The following is a 15,575-nucleotide window of genomic DNA, read 5'->3' as shown; positions in this document are numbered from 1 at the left end:
GTGTTGGCGCTGCGCTGTGTCATGACGCGCGGGCGACAGGCCTGAGCCGCTGACACGAAAAAGCCGCTGCGCGGGGCAGCGGCAAACGATCGTGCAGTGGGGCATGCGGCCCCGGAACCGGCAGTACTCAGAAGTCGTAGCGCACCAGCAGGTCGGTCTCGTCGTGTCCGGTGTGGCTGTCGTCGGCCTGGCGGGAGTCGTCGAACTTGCGCTCCACCGCCAGGATCAGGTTGTCGTCGAACAGCAGCCAGGCCGCGCCGGCGAGATAGAAGGCGCTGCGTGCATCGGAGTCGCGATCCTCGAGGCGGTTGAAGCCGGTGTAGAGCTGCACCGTACCGGGGACCTGCTGCTTGACGTTGTAGAGCGCCACGCCCTCGTAGCCGCGGGCCTTGTCGACGATCCCGTCGCTGTTGGCGACGCCCTCGAACTCACCGTCGCGGACCAGGTTGTGATACTCGCCGGCGGTCAGCGCAAAGTACCAGTTGCCCGGGGTCCAGCGCGCCGCGAGCAGGCCAGCGTCGACGTTCTCGTCGCGGTCGCTGCCGCTCTTGAGCTCGCCATCGATCTCGCTGTGGGTGTAGGTCAGGCCGAACGCCCAGTCGTCGCTCGGCTGATAGACCGCGGCGCCCTGGGCGGTGTACTTGCGCTCGAGGTCGACGAGATTGCCGCTGTAGCCCACCGAGCGGGGCACGTCGTTGCGCGAGGTCTGGTAGAGCACGCCCAGGGTCCAGTCGCCAAAGCGATTCTGATAGGAGATGGCGTTGTCGGGGCGGCCGTTGCCGTCGAAGCCGCCGTCGCTGGAGGCGCCGTTGAAGCTGCCCTGGGCGGTGGCGCCGTTGTACCAGAACCAGTCGGTCCAGTAGGCGACCATGTTGTACCACAGCGAATACTGCTTGCCGATCAGGATGGTGCCGTAGTCATCGTTGCTGACACCGGCGTAGAGCAGGCGTTTGTAGTGGTTGTCGGTGCCATCCTCGAAGAAGGGGTCGAAGGCCCACTCGGCGCGGGCGATCGACGACCAGCCGTCGGCGAAGTTGTGTTCGTGGATCAGGCGTACGCGGGAGCCGGCATTGGTCGGGTCGTGGTCGTCGTGGGTATCGTCGACGAAGCTGCTGCCGGCGGCGATACGCCCGCTGAAGGTGAGCTTGTCCTGCGCGGTTTCATAGAGCGTCAGAGCGAGGGCCGAGTGGCTGGCCAGCAGCGTGCCGGTGGCGACGAGACTCGCCATGAGGGTCTTGTTATCCATGGTGAAGCATTACCTGTTTATTATTGAAGGAAAAAATGGGTTCCCAAGTGGGTCGGAGTATCAGGGCGCCTCGGTGGCCTGGCTGTCGAGGAACTCTTCGAGCGATAGCTGGCGGTCACCGTCGCGGTCGGCGGTGCCGAAGGCGCCCATCAGGTCGGCGTCCGAGCGCGCTTCGGTGGGATCGATGACGCCGTCACCGTTCTTGTCGAGCTGATGGAAGCGCGCCACCAGCGCCGGCGGTGCGCTACCCTCCCGCTTGGCGCGCTCGAAGCTGCCGGCGCCGTCGCCGAAGGGCAGGGTGTTCTGGCAGCCCGCCAGTGCCACCAGGATGGCGGCGCTCAAAAGACCTTGTGTCGTGGTCATGGTTGTCTCCCTTGAAGACGTGGATAGTGGGGGCTGAGCCCCGTTTTTTGGCCGCAGTTGTCCGTGGCGCCTGCCACAGGGCAAGCGCGGCCAAATTCTGGATGAATGAAAGGAAGCGGTTTTTAGATCCGGTGCGGACCGTCGTTTATTGTCATCGTGTCTCTTCCAGGGCGAACGGCGGCGCCTATTGCGTGGCGCCGCCGCTCACGCTCAGCGGCTTATCAGAGAGTGTTTACAAAATGCCTGCGCTCGACGATACGGCGTTGAAATCGACCTCAAAGTACTCATTTACACCGCGCAAACTCCGTCGTTTCGGCCGATTTCTCCTTAGCTACGCGCCCCGGTCTGGCCTTCGCTCGTCGAATTTGTAAACACCCTCTCAGGCCGCGTCGTCGTCGAGGAATGCAGCCTTGATCAGCGCCTGGGTGTAGGTCTCGCGGGGGGCGGAGAAGAGCTGCTCCGTCGGGCCCTGCTCGATCACCTGCCCCTCCTTCATCACCAGCACATCGTCGGAGAGCGCGCGCACCACCGAGAGGTCGTGGCTGATGAACAGGTAGGTGAGGCCGTACTTCTGCTGCAGATTGCGTAGCAGATCGATCACCCGTACCTGTACCGAGCGGTCCAGTGCCGAAGTCGGCTCGTCCAGCAGCAGCAGTTCCGGTTTGAGGATCAGCGCGCGGGCGATGGCGATGCGCTGGCGCTGGCCGCCGGAGAACTCGTGGGGGTAGCGGTTGCGCATCCCAGGGTCAAGGGCGACCTCCTCGAGGGCAGCGATCACTTCGGCCTCGCGCTGGCGCCGGTTCAGCTCCGGGTGGTGAACCTTGAGCCCTTCGCTGATGATGTCGCCGACGGTCATGCGCGGCGACAGCGAGCCGAAGGGGTCCTGGAACACCACCTGGAGTCGCGCGCGCAGCGGGCGCATGCCGGACTTGTCCAGCGCCGAGAGATCGGTCTCCCCGAGACGGATATCGCCCTCGGACTTGAGCAGCCGCAGCAGCGCCCGGCCCAGGGTCGACTTGCCCGAGCCCGATTCGCCGACGATGCCCAGGGTCTCGCCGCGTCGGACGCTGAGGTCGATGCCGCGCACCGCGTCGAAGTAGTCGCTCTTGCCGAACAGACGCTTCTTGAGTGCGAAGCGCACCTTGACGTCACGCGCGCTCAGCAGCACTGGTGAATCCGCCGGGGCGGGGATCTTGCGCCCGCGTGGGATGGCATCGAGCAGCATGCGCGTGTAGTCGTGGCGCGGGGCGTCGAACACCTCGTGGGTGGGGCCGCTCTCCACCACTTCGCCGTAGCGCATCACGCACACCTTGTCGGCGAAGTGGCGCACGATGCTGAGGTCGTGGGTGATGAACAGGATCGCCATGCCGTACTTGGCCTGCAGCGACTTGAGCAGGTCCAGGATCTGCGCCTGGACGGTCACGTCGAGTGCCGTGGTCGGCTCGTCGGCGATCAGCAGGCGCGGTTCGCAGGCCAGCGCCATGGCGATCATCACCCGCTGGCGCTGACCGCCGGAGAGCTCGTAGGGGTAGCTGTCGATGCGTCGCTCGGGCTCGGGGATGCCGACCTGTTGCAGCAGATCGAGCACCCGGCTGCGCTTGGCGCTGCCGTGGAGCCCCTTGTGCTTGGTCAGCACCTCGCCGATCTGGCGCCCGACCCGGTGCAGCGGGTTGAGCGAGGTCATCGGCTCCTGAAAGATCATCGAGATGTCGTTGCCGCGGATGCGGCGCATGCGCCGGGGCGTGACCGCGAGCAGGTCTTCGCCGTCGAAGCGGATCGCGCCCTGGGTCTGGGCCAGCTCCGGCAGCAGGCGCAGGGTGGCGGTCGAGGTGACCGACTTGCCCGAGCCGGACTCGCCCACCAGCGCCAGGGTCTCGCCCTCGGCGATGCTGAGGCTGACCTCCTTGACCGCCGTCACCGCGCCGGTAGGGAGCTGGAAGGTCACGCTGAGCTTGTCGATTTCCAGTAGTGATTGCGTCATCGAGTCATCCTCAGCGGGTCTTGGGATCGAGGGCGTCACGCAGCCCATCGCCCAGGAAGTTGAGACAGAACAGCGTGGCCGCGAGGAAGAACGACGGCACCAGCAGCATCCAGGGGGCACTCTCCATCATGTCGACGCCCTCGGAGATCAGCACGCCCCAACTGGTCAGTGGCTCCTGCACGCCGAGGCCCAGGAACGACAGAAAGCTTTCGAGCAGAATCACCTTGGGCACGGTCAGGGTGACGTAGACAATCACCGGGCCGATGGCGTTGGGGATCAGGTGGCGGGTGACGATCTTGCTGTCGCGCACGCCCAGGGCATGGGCTGCTTCGATGAACTCGCGGCGCTTCAGGGCCAGGGTCTGGCCGCGCACGATACGCGCCATGTCGAGCCACTCCACCGCGCCGATGGCGGCGTAGATCAGGAAGATATTGCGCCCGAACACCACCATCAGCAGGATCACCAGGAACATGAACGGCAGCGAGTACATGATGTCGACGAAACGCATCATCAGGCTATCGACGCGCCCGCCGACATAGCCGGAGATGGCGCCGTAGAGCACGCCGATCACCAGGCTGACGAACGAGGCCACCAGCGCCACCGAGAGCGACACGCGGCCGCCGTAGAGCACCCGGGTCAATAGATCGCGGCCGTTGGCGTCGGTACCCAGGTAGTGGGCGTTCTCCAGGGTCGGGCCGGTGCCGAAGGCGTTCCAGTCGACTTCTGCCAGACCCCAGGGCAGGAACCAGGGGCCGGCGATGCAGACCACAACGATGGCGATCAACAGGCCCAGGCTGGCCATGGCTGCCCGGTTCTGGGTCAGCCGGCGCCAGGCATCCTTGGCCAGGCTTTCCCCCACCGGCGCGTCCGCGGCGCGCGGGTCGGGCGTGGGGTCCGGGCCCGGCGGCGGGTTGGGGCCGCCCGCGGGCAGCGGGGCGCCATCCCGCTGTTCGCCGCTGTAGGGCTTGGAATCAGACGTCATTGGCGGCCTCCCCGGTGGCACGAATGAATGGCGTTGAGGCTCGGTCGTTGTTCATGAGTCGGTCACTGTTCATGAGTCAGTCGTCGTAACGAATTTGCGGGTCGAGCGCGGAGTAGAGCAGATCGACGATCAGGTTCATCAGCACGATCAGCACGCCGTAGAAGACCACGGTTCCCATCACCAGGGTGTAGTCGCGGTTGAGCGCCCCCTGCACGAAGTAGCGGCCGATGCCGGGGATGCCGAAGATCTGCTCGATCACCACCGAGCCGGTGATGATCCCGGCGATCGCCGGGCCCAGGTAGGAGACCACCGGCAGCATCGCCGGGCGGATGGCGTGGCGCCAGATCACCTCGGTCTCGGAGAGCCCCTTGGCGCGGGCGGTGCGGATGAAGTGGCTGCCCAGGGTCTCGATCATGCTGGCGCGCATCATGCGTGCGATATAGGCGATCTGCTGGATCGACAGCGCCACCACCGGCAGTACCAGGTTGGGCCAGGCGCCACCGTTCCAGCCGCCGGCCGGCAGCCACGCCAGCAGCACGCCGAAGACCAGAGCGAAGATCGGCGCGATGACGAAGTTGGGTACTGCGATGCCGGTCAGCGCCGTGCCCATGACCAGGTAGTCGACGGTGGAGTTGCGTCGGATCGCGGCGGCGATCCCCAGTGGCAGCCCCACCAGCAGGGCCAGCAGGATCGCCAGTCCGCCGATCTCCAGGCTCACCGGGAAGCCCTGCATGATCAGCTCGGTGACGCTGAAGTCCTTGTACTTGAACGAAGGCCCGAAATCGCCTTCGAGCAGATTGCCCATGTAGCGCAGGTACTGCATCGGCAGCGGTTCGTCGAGATGGTAGGCCGCCTTGAGGTTGGCCTCGATCTCCGGTGGCAGCTGTCGCTCGCCGTCGAACGGACCGCCGGGGGCCACCCGCATCAGGAAGAACGAGATAGTGATCACGATCAGCAGTGTGGGGATCGCCATCAGCAGTCGCTTCAGGGTGTAACTCAACATGCCGGCGCACCTCGCAGCGCGCGGGGCGGGGTCTGGGCATCGATCATCAGTCGCGCTCCTCGAGATAACGCAGCGGGTGGACGTCCATCGGGTTGCTCTCCCAGCCGCCGAGTCGCGGCGAGACCAGATGCACGGAAACGTAGTCGTAGAGCGGCAGCAGGGCGTAGTCGTCGAGTAGCCGCTGCTGCGCCTGGGTCAGGGTGCGCTGGCGCGTCTGCGGGTCGAGCTCGCGGGTGCTGCGGGCCACCAGGGCGTCATAGTCGGCGTCGTGATAGCCGCTGGCGCGGCTGGCCGAGCCATCCTTGGCATAGGCGCCGAGGAAATCGAACGGGTCGTTGATCGTTGCCACCATGCCGTAGCGGGCGACCTCGAACTTGCCCTGGCGGATGGTGGCGTAGTGCACCGCCGCCTCCGAGTTGACCAGCGCGACCTCGACGCCCAGCGGCTTCCACATCGCCGCCACGGCCACCGCGATCTTCTTGTGATCCTCGAGAGTGTTGTAGTTGAGCGTCAGCCGCAGCGGATGGTCGGGGCCGTAGCCCGCTTGCTGCATCAGTTCCTGGGCGCGCTTCAGGCGGGCTTCCATCGGCATGTCGGCGAAGGCCATCTGGCCGCTCGGCGCGTTGGCGGTGCCGTGCGGGACGTACCAGGTCGAGGGGGTCTGCCCCTGGCCCAGGATCTGGCCGGTGATCACCTCGCGGCGCACCGCCAGGTTGAGCGCTTCGCGCACGCGACGGTCGGCCAGCGGCTGACCCTCGCGCAGGTTGAACATGTAGAAGTACTCCGCGGTCAGCGGCCCAACCTGCAGGGCGTCCGAGAGATGCTGCTGGGCCCAGGCGAAGCGCGACGACGGTACGCTGGAGTAGGCGATATCCATCTCGCCGGTGCGAAAGCGGTTGAGCGCCGAGCCGGCATCGTCGATCGGATAGAAAGTGGCCCGATCCAGGGCAACGTCCTGGGCGGCGTGGAAGTGAGGGTTCTTCTCGACCACGATGCGCGCCTGGGGCTGCCACTCGCTCAGGGTGAAGGCGCCGCTGGAGACTGTCTTGCCCGGCTCGACCCAGTGCTCACCGGCGGTGTCGATGGCGTGCTCCGGCAGCGGTGCCGCCTCGGTCATCGCCAGCGCCTGCAGGAACCAGGCGGTGGGCTGGGTCAGGTGGATCTTCAGGGTGTGGGCGTCCGGCGTCTCCACGCCCAGACTTTCCGCGGCGGCCTCGCCGGCGTTGATCGCCCGCGCGCCGACGATGGGGTAATAGAGGTTGGCGTTATGATTGGCGATCGCCGGCTCGAGCACCCGGCGCAGGGCGAACGCCGCGTCCTCGGCGGTGATCGGTTCGCCATCGGACCACTCGGCATCGCGCAGGTGAAAGGTGTAGGTCTTGCCGTCGGCGCTGATCTCCCAGCGCTCGGCCAGCCCCGGCACCAGGCTGCCGTCGGCGGCATAGGTGACCAGCCCCTCGAACAGCGCGCGGGTGATGCGCGTCTCCCAGTTGCCGCTGGTCTTCTGCGGGTCGAGGGTGCCCGGCTCGGCACCGTTGGCGATATTGACGCTGAAGGCCTGGGCCGAGCTGGCCAGGGCGCCGAGCGCGAGTCCGCCGAGGGCGGCAATGAGCTGTCGTGAAAGCATCGTCTTGGCGTTCTTGTCGGGCCGCCGCGCGGATCGTCGATCTCCGGCGGCGGGGTGAATGTCAGTCGCCGCGGGAGATCCAGCGCGAGAGATGGCGATTGAGCGCGTTGTCCTGCCAGCCCGAAAGGTCGGGGGCGACCAGGTTGCGCGAGACGTCGATGTAGATCGGCGCCATGGCGTAGTCGCCCAGGGCCTGGCGCTCGGCCTGCTCGAGCAGCTGTTGGCGGGCATCGGCGTCGGTCTCCTGGCTGGCCGCGCGCATCAGCGCGTCGAACGCCGGGCTGCGATAGCCGCCGTAGTTCTTGGGCGCGCCACTCTGCAGGATGCCGAGGAAGTTGCTGGCGTCGTCGAAATCGGCGACCCAGCTGGCACGGCCGACGTCGAAGTTGCCGTTGGCCAGCTCGGCATAGTGGACCGCGCCCTCGGCGTTGATCAGCTGCGTCTTCACCCCCAGCGGCTGCCACATCGCCGCCAGAGCCACGGCGATGCGCTTGTTGGCCTCGGTGGTGGAGTAGCGCAGGTTCAGTTCGAGCGGGTGGTCCGGGCCGTAGCCGGCATCCTCGAGCAGGCGCCTGGCCTGGGCAATCCGTTCATCCCTCGGCCGATCCAGGCCGGGCATGCGCTGGGCGTCGTAATGGCTGACGCCGCCGGGGACGAAGCCACTGGCCGGGGAGACGACACCGCCCATGATCTTGTCGGCGATCACGTCGCGGCGGATGGCCAGGTTGAGCGCTTCGCGCACGCGCTTGTCGGCCGTCGGATGGCCATCGCGCTGGTTGAGCGCGAAATAGTAGTTGGCCAGTTGCGGCGCCAGATGGACGGCGTCGGGCAGATTGTCTTGCAGCCACTGATAGCGATCCGGCGAGAAGTCGCGGACGATATCCAGGCCCCCGGCGCGGAAGCGTTGCAGCGAGGCGCTGCGATCCTCCACTGGGTAGTAGTCGACGCCGTCGAGGGCGACCTCGTCGGCGGCATGGAACTCGGGGTTCTTGCGCGCCGCGATATGGTCGTGGGAGATCCACGAGGTGGGCGTGAAGGCGCCGTTGGTGACGATGTGGTCCATCTGGGTCCAGGCATCGCCGTAGCGCTTGACCACGTGGGCCGGCACCGGTGAGGCGGCGATATGTGCCAGCAGTGTCGTGAAGTAGGGCGTAGGGCGCTCGAGGGTGATCTCGAGGGTCTTGGCGTCGACCGCGACGACGCCCAGCGGTGGTGCGTCGGCGGCGCCCTTGGTGCGCGCCTCGGCCCCGCGGATGGGATAGAACAGATTGGCGTAGACGGCACCGTTGGCAGGGTCGAACAGGCGCTGGAAGGCAAGCACGAAGTCCGCCGCCACCACCGGCTGACCGTCGGACCAGTCGGCGTCGTCGCGCAGATGAAAGGTGTAGGTCTTGCCATCGTCGCTGACTTCCCAGCCGCGGGCGACGCCGGGGACATAGTGGCCGGCCGGGTCGAGGGTGACCAGCCCCTCGAACAGATCGCCCAGCACGTCGTTCTCCCAGGTGGTACCGCCGATGCGCGCGCTGTCCAGCGAGGCGGGCTCACCCTGGATGCCGATGGCGAGCGTCGCCGCCGACAGCGGGGCGGAGAGCGACAGCGCCCCCAGCAGCAGCGGGATACAGCAGGCCGTGAGACGGCGTGTGCGTGAATCGAACATGATCGAGTCCTTGTGTTGTTATGGTCGCTGCCGGCTTGGCTCGCCGGTCGGGGGCAAGACGTCTGGACGTCTTACCTGTCTCGATCCTATGTCATCCCGGGGAGACCGGCACTCGATAGCGCTGAGGGCTCTCTATCGAGCGGCGCTCCGGGGCCTGTGCCGACGGTGACGCACTCAGCCGAGGTGGCGGCGTACCGCACACAACTGCTCGGCGTAGTGGCTGCCGCTGAGCCGGCGGCGTTCGACGCGGGCGTTGTTGGTCGGCGCGTGGAGCAGGGTGTCTTCACCCAGATAGAGCCCCACGTGGTCGACCACCGGGCGCCCGCTGGCATCCGGCTTCTCGAAGTAGAGCAGGTCGCCGGCGCGGCGCGCCTCCAGAGCCACCGGCGTGCCGGTGGCGAGCTGATCGCCGGCGTCCCGCGGCAGCGCGATCCCGATCGCCGCGAACAGGCTGTGCACCAGCCCCGAGCAGTCATAGCCGAAGCTCGAGTTGCCCGCCCACAGATAGCGCAGTCCCTCGAAACGTTGCCCCAACTGGGTCAGGGTGGCGGCATCCGCGGGCAGCGGCGTCTCCGCCGGCTGTACGCTGTCCCGGGCCAGCCAGCCGCGACCCAGCGGCGAGATCACTTCGACCCGCGTCGGTGTCATCGCCAGCCGACGCAGCCGGGTCAGAAAGCTCAGCGCCAGCGGGCCGTCTCCGGCTGCTGACCCACCCTGACGCGGAGAGGTCAGCACCAGCTCAGCGCGGCTGGCTGTGACCACCACCTCGCCCTCGAGATCATCTTCGCCGACACCATCGGCGAGGCCACCGACGTCTCCCGCGGTCTCCGCCGGGCGCTCCTCGGCAAGCTGCACGGCCGGCAGCCAGCCGGGATAGCCACGCGGATCGAGGGCGCTCGCCTGGCTCGGCACCACCACCCGGCACCAGTCGCGGCCGGTCTCATCGGTGGTGCGTTCGAGCACCGTCACCGGGGTATCGAACAGCACCTGGCTGACCAGCAGCTTGTCGCGACACAGCGCCAGCCGTGTGGTGTCGTCCAGCGCCGCGAGCCAGGCCTCGAGCTGGACCGGCGCTGACAGCGCCGGAGCGTCGATGGGGCGCGCTGCCTGCGGCGAGCGCCACAGACCGGCAACGGAAACGGCGATACGCGGCATGGTCGGTTCCCCCGGTGCGGCGCGAGCGCGCTCAGTCCTTGAAGCTCACCCAGCGTGACGGATGGTCATCCTCGACGTTGTCTTCCCAGCCCTGGAGGTCAGGGTTGACCAGATTGCGCGTAACGTAAGTGAGTAGTGGCACCAGTGCGTAGTCGTTTAGCGCCAGATCCTCGGCCTGTTCGAGCAGTTTTTCGCGCGCATCCAGATCCAGCGTCTGTGCCGCCTGATCCATCAACTTGTCGTAGGCCGGGTTGGAGTAGGCGCCGTAGTTGTTGCCCACCCCGGTATGCAGCAGGGCCAGGAAGTTCTCGGCGTCGTTGTAGTCGGCGATCCAGCCGGCCCGGGCGACGTCGAAATCGCCTTGGGCAATCGTCTGATAGTGGACGGTGGCTTCGGAGTTGATCATCTGCACATCGACCCCGAGTGGCTTCCACATCGCGGCCACGGCGATGGCGATCTTCTTGTGTTCGTCGCTGGTGTTGTAGCGCAGGCGCAGCGTCAGCGGATGGTCGGGGCCATAGCCGGCCTCCTCGAGCAGCGCCTTGGCCTTGGCCATGCGTGCGTTCATATCGTCGCTGCCCAGATCCATATGCTGGGCCTGGTAGTGGTTGGTGCCCGGCGGCACCAGCCCTGTTGATGCCTTGAACGAGCCTGCCATGATCTGTTGCGAGATGACGTTACGTCGGATGGCCAGATTGAGCGCTTCGCGGACCCGCTTGTCGGTTGTCGGATGTCCGTCGCGATGATTGAGCACGTAGTAGTAGGAGCCGAGCATCGGGCTCATGTGGGTGGCCTTGGGCAGGTTCTCCTTGAGCCACTGGTAGCGGCTGGAGGGGTAGTCCGCCAGCACATCGAGCTCACCGGCACGGAAGCGTGAGATGCCCGCGTTGCGATCCTCGACGGTGTAGTAGTTGACGCCATCCAGGGCGACCTCGTCAGCGGCGTAGTAGGTCGGGCTCTTCTCGACGCTGATGCGCGACTGCGACACCCACTGCACCGGGTGAAAGGCGCCATTGGTGGCGATATGGTCGAGATCGACCCAGTCGCGGCCATACTCGTCGACCAGATGCTTGGGCACCGGGTAGGCGGTGTAGTGGGTCAGCAGCTGCAGAAAGTAGGGCGTCGGATGATCGAGGGTCACCTCGAGCGTCTTGCCGCCATCCAGCGACTTGGCCCCCAGGCTATCGGTCGGCTGTTTGCCGGTGTTGATCGCCTCGGCGTTGGCGATGGGGTAGAGCATGTAGGCGTACTTGGAGGCGTTCTTCGGTGCCAGCAGATGCTGCCAGCCGAACACGAAGTCCTCGGCGGTGACCGGCTCGCCGTCCGACCACTTGGCGTCGTCGCGCAGATGGAAGGTGTAGGTTCTGCCATCGTCAGAGACCTGCCAGCTCGTTGCCATGCCTGGCAGCAGCTCGCCTGTCGGCGATTGCACGACCAGACCTTCGAAGACATCCATTAGTACCTGGGATTCCCACACCCCACCGGAGACCTGTGAGGTATCGAAGGAGGCGAGCTCGCCCTGGACACCGATATTGAGCGTGTCGGCCTGGGCCGGGGCGGCGAGGCTGCCCATGGCGAGGGTCAGGGCGCTGATGGCGTAAAGACCGCGGGGAAGAGCGGGGAGGGGCATTGCAGATGTCTCCGAGTTTGTTGTTATGGCGCGCTTCAGGGGGCTTTTCAGACAGTGCCTAGGGTTTGTAAGAGTCAGTCAGTGCCTAGGGTTTGCAAGAAAAGTCAGCGAGCGGCCGATGTCACACCATCGCGCGATCGACGTGACGCGTCTAATTCAAATGCTCGATGGGGCGTTTCATCTCATGCATAGCAGGTCGAGCGGCCTGCGGCGACTGCCGTGGATCGGCGCGGCTGGGGAAGCGGTGCCAGGCGTGTGCGCATCAGGACAGGGGGCGAATCATCGTGGCGCTGTCGCCCTGCTCGGCGTCGTCGATGCAGATACGATCGCGGCCCTGGCGCTTGGCGCGGTAGAGCGCGCGGTCGGCGCTGACGATGGTTGCGGACAGTGTCTCGCCCTCCGGCGCCGCCTCGGCGATGCCGATCGAGAGCGTCACCGGGATATCGTGACCGGCGGCGTGCACCGGGGTGCGTATCATCGCGTCGCGCAGGCGCTCGGCGATCGCCCGGGCCGCTGCGCTGTCGGCCCCGGGCAGCAGTATCAGAAACTCTTCGCCGCCCCAGCGTACCACGACGTCCCCGTTGCGCACGGTCCCGCGCAGGCGCGCGGCGACCGCGACGATCACGCTGTCGCCGACCTCGTGGCCGTGGGTATCGTTGATACGCTTGAAGTGGTCGATATCCGCGAGCAGCACGCCGGCCCTGGGGCTCTCGGGGTCCGCCGTGCGCGCCGTCTCCAGCCGGCTCAGCGCGCGCTGGGCGCCGTGGCGGTTGGCCAGCCCGGTGAGCTGATCGGTCTCGGCCTGCTGGCGCAGGGCGCGGTTGGCGCGCTCACCGGCCATGGCGATATAGCCGAAATAGACCAGGATACTGGCGACCCGGTCGACGGCAAACGAGGGGTAGTTGAGGCCTTCCAGCGTCGCTGGGGCGAGATCCAGCAGCAAGGCCGCGCTGGTGCCTGCCAGTACCACGGTGTAGGCGGCGAACGCCAGGGCCACGACGATCGACGAGAAGAGTCGTTCCGACGCCGGCCTGACGATCTCGAACACCGTCAGCGCGGCGGGTATGACGCAGGCCGCGGTGATGACCAGGCGGCGGTAGTGCAGTGCCACGTGGCATAGATCGAGCAAGGCGAAGGTCAGCAGCGGCAGCAGTAACAGGGCGCCCAGCAGGCGCCGATCGATACGCCGGTGATAGAACAGCCGCATGCCGCTCCAGGAGCCGGCCAGACTGATCATGAACAGGAAGTAGGTCGCCAGGCTGACCGCCATCGCGGGCTCGCCGTTGGCCGGGAACTGCATCATCAGCGCCGCTCCCAGGGAGGAGCCGACCAGCGCTGCTAGCCAGTGCCACAGATAGCGCTCCTTGGGCTGGCTCAGGACCACGGTCAGAAACACCAGCAGGAAGGCGGCGCGACTCAGCGTCGCTGTGAGCAGGGCATTGTCGATCATGTGCATGGTGTCGCCCTCCTTACCGGGTTGGGCCGCCCTCGTCGGATCAGAAGCGGTAGCCTAGCCCGGCGCCCAGTGTCCAGATGCTGGCCCGAAGCTCGCTGCTGAAGCCGTCGCCTTCGAAACGGTAGGTGGGCACCTTCAGGTAGCGCAGGTTGGCGCTGGCGAACCAGGCGCCGCCCAAGTGGTAATCGGCGCCGGCCACGACGAGCGGGCCGGTGACCGGCTCGACCGTGAAGTCGGGAATGCCGGCGGCGGGCTCGACGCTGTGCTCGCGGGCATGATAGAGACCCGCGCCCAGGTAGGGCGTCAGCGCCCCCCAGGGGAGGAAGTGATACTGCAGTGACAGCATCACGCTGTCGCTGTCGACGCGGCCCACGTCGAAGTCACCGATCAGCGAGTCGCGCACCCGGTAGTACGCACGCGAGATACCGCCGGTGAATTCGAGCGCCCAGCGCTCACTCAGGAAATAGCTGATGTCGGCACCCGGCTGGATGCGGGAGTCGATCTCCACCGCGCCGCCGATGGTCGAGATCGTCGAGTGCACCTGGGCGGCTTGGCTACCGATCACCATGCCACGCAGCAGCCAGTCGCCTTGGTGCAGGGCATTGGCGCCGGCCGGTGCGGTCGGTGTCAGGACGGTGAGCAGGAGCAGGCAGAAAAGCACGACTTGGCTTCGGGAGGGCGCGTGGGGCTGGACGACAAGTGATGCGAGGTGCCGCATGACGCGCTCTCCCGGGGGCGATAGAAGGTCGGGGCCGGTCACGCCGGCACCGTAGCGCCCTGCCGCCGCTCGCTACTTTATCGGCGGCGGCGCAGCGCGCTTGAGCGCCACGGCCGTCGCGAGCGGCATTACTCCGGTTTGTGCACCCAGCGCGAGGCGTGCATGTCGAGGGCGTTGTCGTCCCAGCCGGTGAGCGTCGGTGCGACCAGGTTGCGCGAGCTGTAGGTGTAGATCGGCGTCAGCGGATAGTCGGCAAGTCCCAGCGCCTCGGCCTGCTGCATCAGCTGGGCCCGCTTGGCCGGGTCCTGTTCGCCATCCGATTCACTCAGCAATTGGTCGTAGCGCGCGTCGTGGTAGTCGCCGTAGTTGTTGGTCTCGGCGGAGAGCAGCTGGAGGAAGTTCTGGGCGTCGTCGTAGCTCGAGATCCAGGCCGCGCGGGCGACCTGGAAGTCCCCCTGCATCAGGTCGGCATAGTGGATGTTGGCCTCGGTGTTACGCAGTTCGACATCGACCCCCAGCGGCTTCCACATGGCGGCCACGGCCACCGCGATCTGGCGGTGCTCGTCGCCGCTGTTGAAGCGCAGGGTCAGCTTGAGCGGTTTGTCCGGGCCGTAGCCGGCCTCCTGCATCAGCGCCTTGGCCTTGGCCATGCGGGTGTCGATGGGCTCATCGAGCCCCGGCTGCGACTGCGCCTGATAGTCGCTGGTCCCTGGCGGCACCAGCGAGGTGGCGGCGGTGACCGCGCCCTTGAGCAGTTGATCGGCGATCACATCGCGGCGGATGGCCAGGCTCAGCGCCTCGCGCACTCGCTTGTCGGCCACCGGTGAGCCGTCGCGCAGGTTGTAGACGTAGTAGTAGGTGCCCAGCGAGGGGAAGCGGTGGGTCGCCTTGGGCAGCGTCTTGGAGAGGCGCGGATACTGGGCCGCGGGGTAGTCGCGCAGGATATCCAGCTCGCCGGCGCGGAATCGCTGGATACCGGCCACCTTGTCCTCTAGCGGGTAGTAGTCGACGCCATCCAGGGTCACCGCGTCGGCGTCGTGGAAGTGTGGGTTCTTGCGTGTCTCCAGCTCGGTGTTGGAGATCCACTTGACCGGTTTGAAGGCGCCGTTGACCGCGATGTGTGACGGGTCGCTCCAGTCGTCACCGTACTTGGCGTAGAGGTGCTGGGGAATCGGGTAGGCGAACGGCAGCACCAGGGTCTTGAGGAAGTAGACCGTCGGCTCGTTCAAGGTGATCTGCAGCGTCTTGCCGTCATCGAGGGAGGCCACGCCGAGCGCCTCGAGGGGTTTCTTGCCGGCATTGATCGCCTGAGCGTTGACCACCGGATAGAGACGGTGGGCGTAGTTGGAGGCGGTCTTGGGGTCGACCTGGTGACGATAGGCGAAGACGAAGTCGTCGGCGGTCAACGGCTGGCTGTCGGACCACTCGAGGCCATCGCGCAGATGGAAGGTGTAGGTCTTGCCGTCGTCGGAGATCTCCCAGCTTTCGGCGGCGCCGGGGATGATCTGGCCCTCGGCATCGATGGCGATCGGGCCCTCGAACAGGTCCCGCAGCACGTCCTCCTCCCACACCCCGCCGGTGATCTTGGCCGGGCTGAGCGAGGCGGGATCCCCCGAGATGCCCATGTGCAGCGTGGCGGCCGGGAGTGAAAGCGAGGTCAGGCCGGCGGCCAGACCGATGGCGAGGGCGAGCGGATGGGAGCGCATCGGCAGGAGGTCCTTGTAGCTGTTGTTGGTCATGGCGATGTGTCGTTGATC

General features: G+C 66.6%; 12 protein-coding genes. All 12 read right to left on the bottom strand.

From position 1 onward, the window contains the following. Positions 1 to 127: 127 nt before the first annotated feature. Positions 128 to 1,246, bottom strand: a complete 1,119-nt coding sequence (locus DOM67_RS08820; protein WP_110675239.1) for a porin — start codon at positions 1,244 to 1,246, stop codon at positions 128 to 130. A gap of 60 nt (positions 1,247 to 1,306) precedes the next feature. Next, a complete protein-coding gene (locus DOM67_RS08815; RefSeq protein ID WP_110675238.1) occupies positions 1,307 to 1,609 on the bottom strand; it encodes a hypothetical protein in 303 nt (100 codons plus the stop codon). Positions 1,610 to 1,988: 379 nt separating this feature from the next. Beyond that, entirely contained in the window at positions 1,989 to 3,590 is a 1,602-nt protein-coding gene (locus tag DOM67_RS08810) for an ABC transporter ATP-binding protein (protein WP_110675237.1), read from the bottom strand. Positions 3,591 to 3,600: 10 nt separating this feature from the next. Further along, on the bottom strand, positions 3,601 to 4,572 hold the full coding sequence (locus tag DOM67_RS08805) for an ABC transporter permease subunit (RefSeq protein WP_110675236.1): 972 nt from the start codon (positions 4,570 to 4,572) through the stop codon (positions 3,601 to 3,603). A 76-nt stretch (positions 4,573 to 4,648) separates the two neighbouring features. Further along, complete coding sequence (oppB, locus tag DOM67_RS08800; RefSeq protein ID WP_110675235.1) at positions 4,649 to 5,575, bottom strand: oligopeptide ABC transporter permease OppB; 927 nt, start codon at positions 5,573 to 5,575, stop codon at positions 4,649 to 4,651. A 46-nt stretch (positions 5,576 to 5,621) separates the two neighbouring features. Next, positions 5,622 to 7,202 (bottom strand): peptide ABC transporter substrate-binding protein, encoded by a 1,581-nt coding sequence (locus DOM67_RS08795; protein ID WP_110675234.1) that lies wholly within the window; start codon positions 7,200 to 7,202, stop codon positions 5,622 to 5,624. A 61-nt stretch (positions 7,203 to 7,263) separates the two neighbouring features. Beyond that, the gene (locus tag DOM67_RS08790) at positions 7,264 to 8,859 is read right to left on the bottom strand and encodes a peptide ABC transporter substrate-binding protein (RefSeq protein WP_110675233.1); all 1,596 of its coding nucleotides are present in this window, start codon (positions 8,857 to 8,859) and stop codon (positions 7,264 to 7,266) included. Between the two features lie 174 nt (positions 8,860 to 9,033). Beyond that, a complete protein-coding gene (locus DOM67_RS08785; RefSeq protein WP_110675232.1) occupies positions 9,034 to 10,014 on the bottom strand; it encodes a C40 family peptidase in 981 nt (326 codons plus the stop codon). Positions 10,015 to 10,045: 31 nt separating this feature from the next. Next, entirely contained in the window at positions 10,046 to 11,644 is a 1,599-nt protein-coding gene (locus DOM67_RS08780) for a peptide ABC transporter substrate-binding protein (protein WP_110675231.1), read from the bottom strand. A 262-nt stretch (positions 11,645 to 11,906) separates the two neighbouring features. Then, positions 11,907 to 13,100 carry a GGDEF domain-containing protein gene (locus DOM67_RS08775; protein ID WP_110675230.1) on the bottom strand — a complete coding sequence of 398 codons (1,194 nt, stop codon included), beginning with the start codon at positions 13,098 to 13,100 and terminating at the stop codon, positions 11,907 to 11,909. Positions 13,101 to 13,140: 40 nt separating this feature from the next. Then, complete coding sequence (locus DOM67_RS08770) at positions 13,141 to 13,761, bottom strand: OmpW family outer membrane protein (protein WP_157958816.1); 621 nt, start codon at positions 13,759 to 13,761, stop codon at positions 13,141 to 13,143. 185 nt (positions 13,762 to 13,946) lie between these two features. Next, positions 13,947 to 15,557, bottom strand: a complete 1,611-nt coding sequence (locus DOM67_RS08765) for a peptide ABC transporter substrate-binding protein (RefSeq protein ID WP_232825186.1) — start codon at positions 15,555 to 15,557, stop codon at positions 13,947 to 13,949. Positions 15,558 to 15,575: the final 18 nt, after the last annotated feature.

The sequence above is a fragment of the Salinicola sp. RZ23 genome, from assembly GCF_003206675.1.
Classification (GTDB): Bacteria; Pseudomonadota; Gammaproteobacteria; order Pseudomonadales; family Halomonadaceae; genus Salinicola; species Salinicola endophyticus.
The sequence above is the reverse complement of the archived record's forward strand: the minus strand, read 5'-3'. Positions and strand labels throughout refer to the sequence as shown.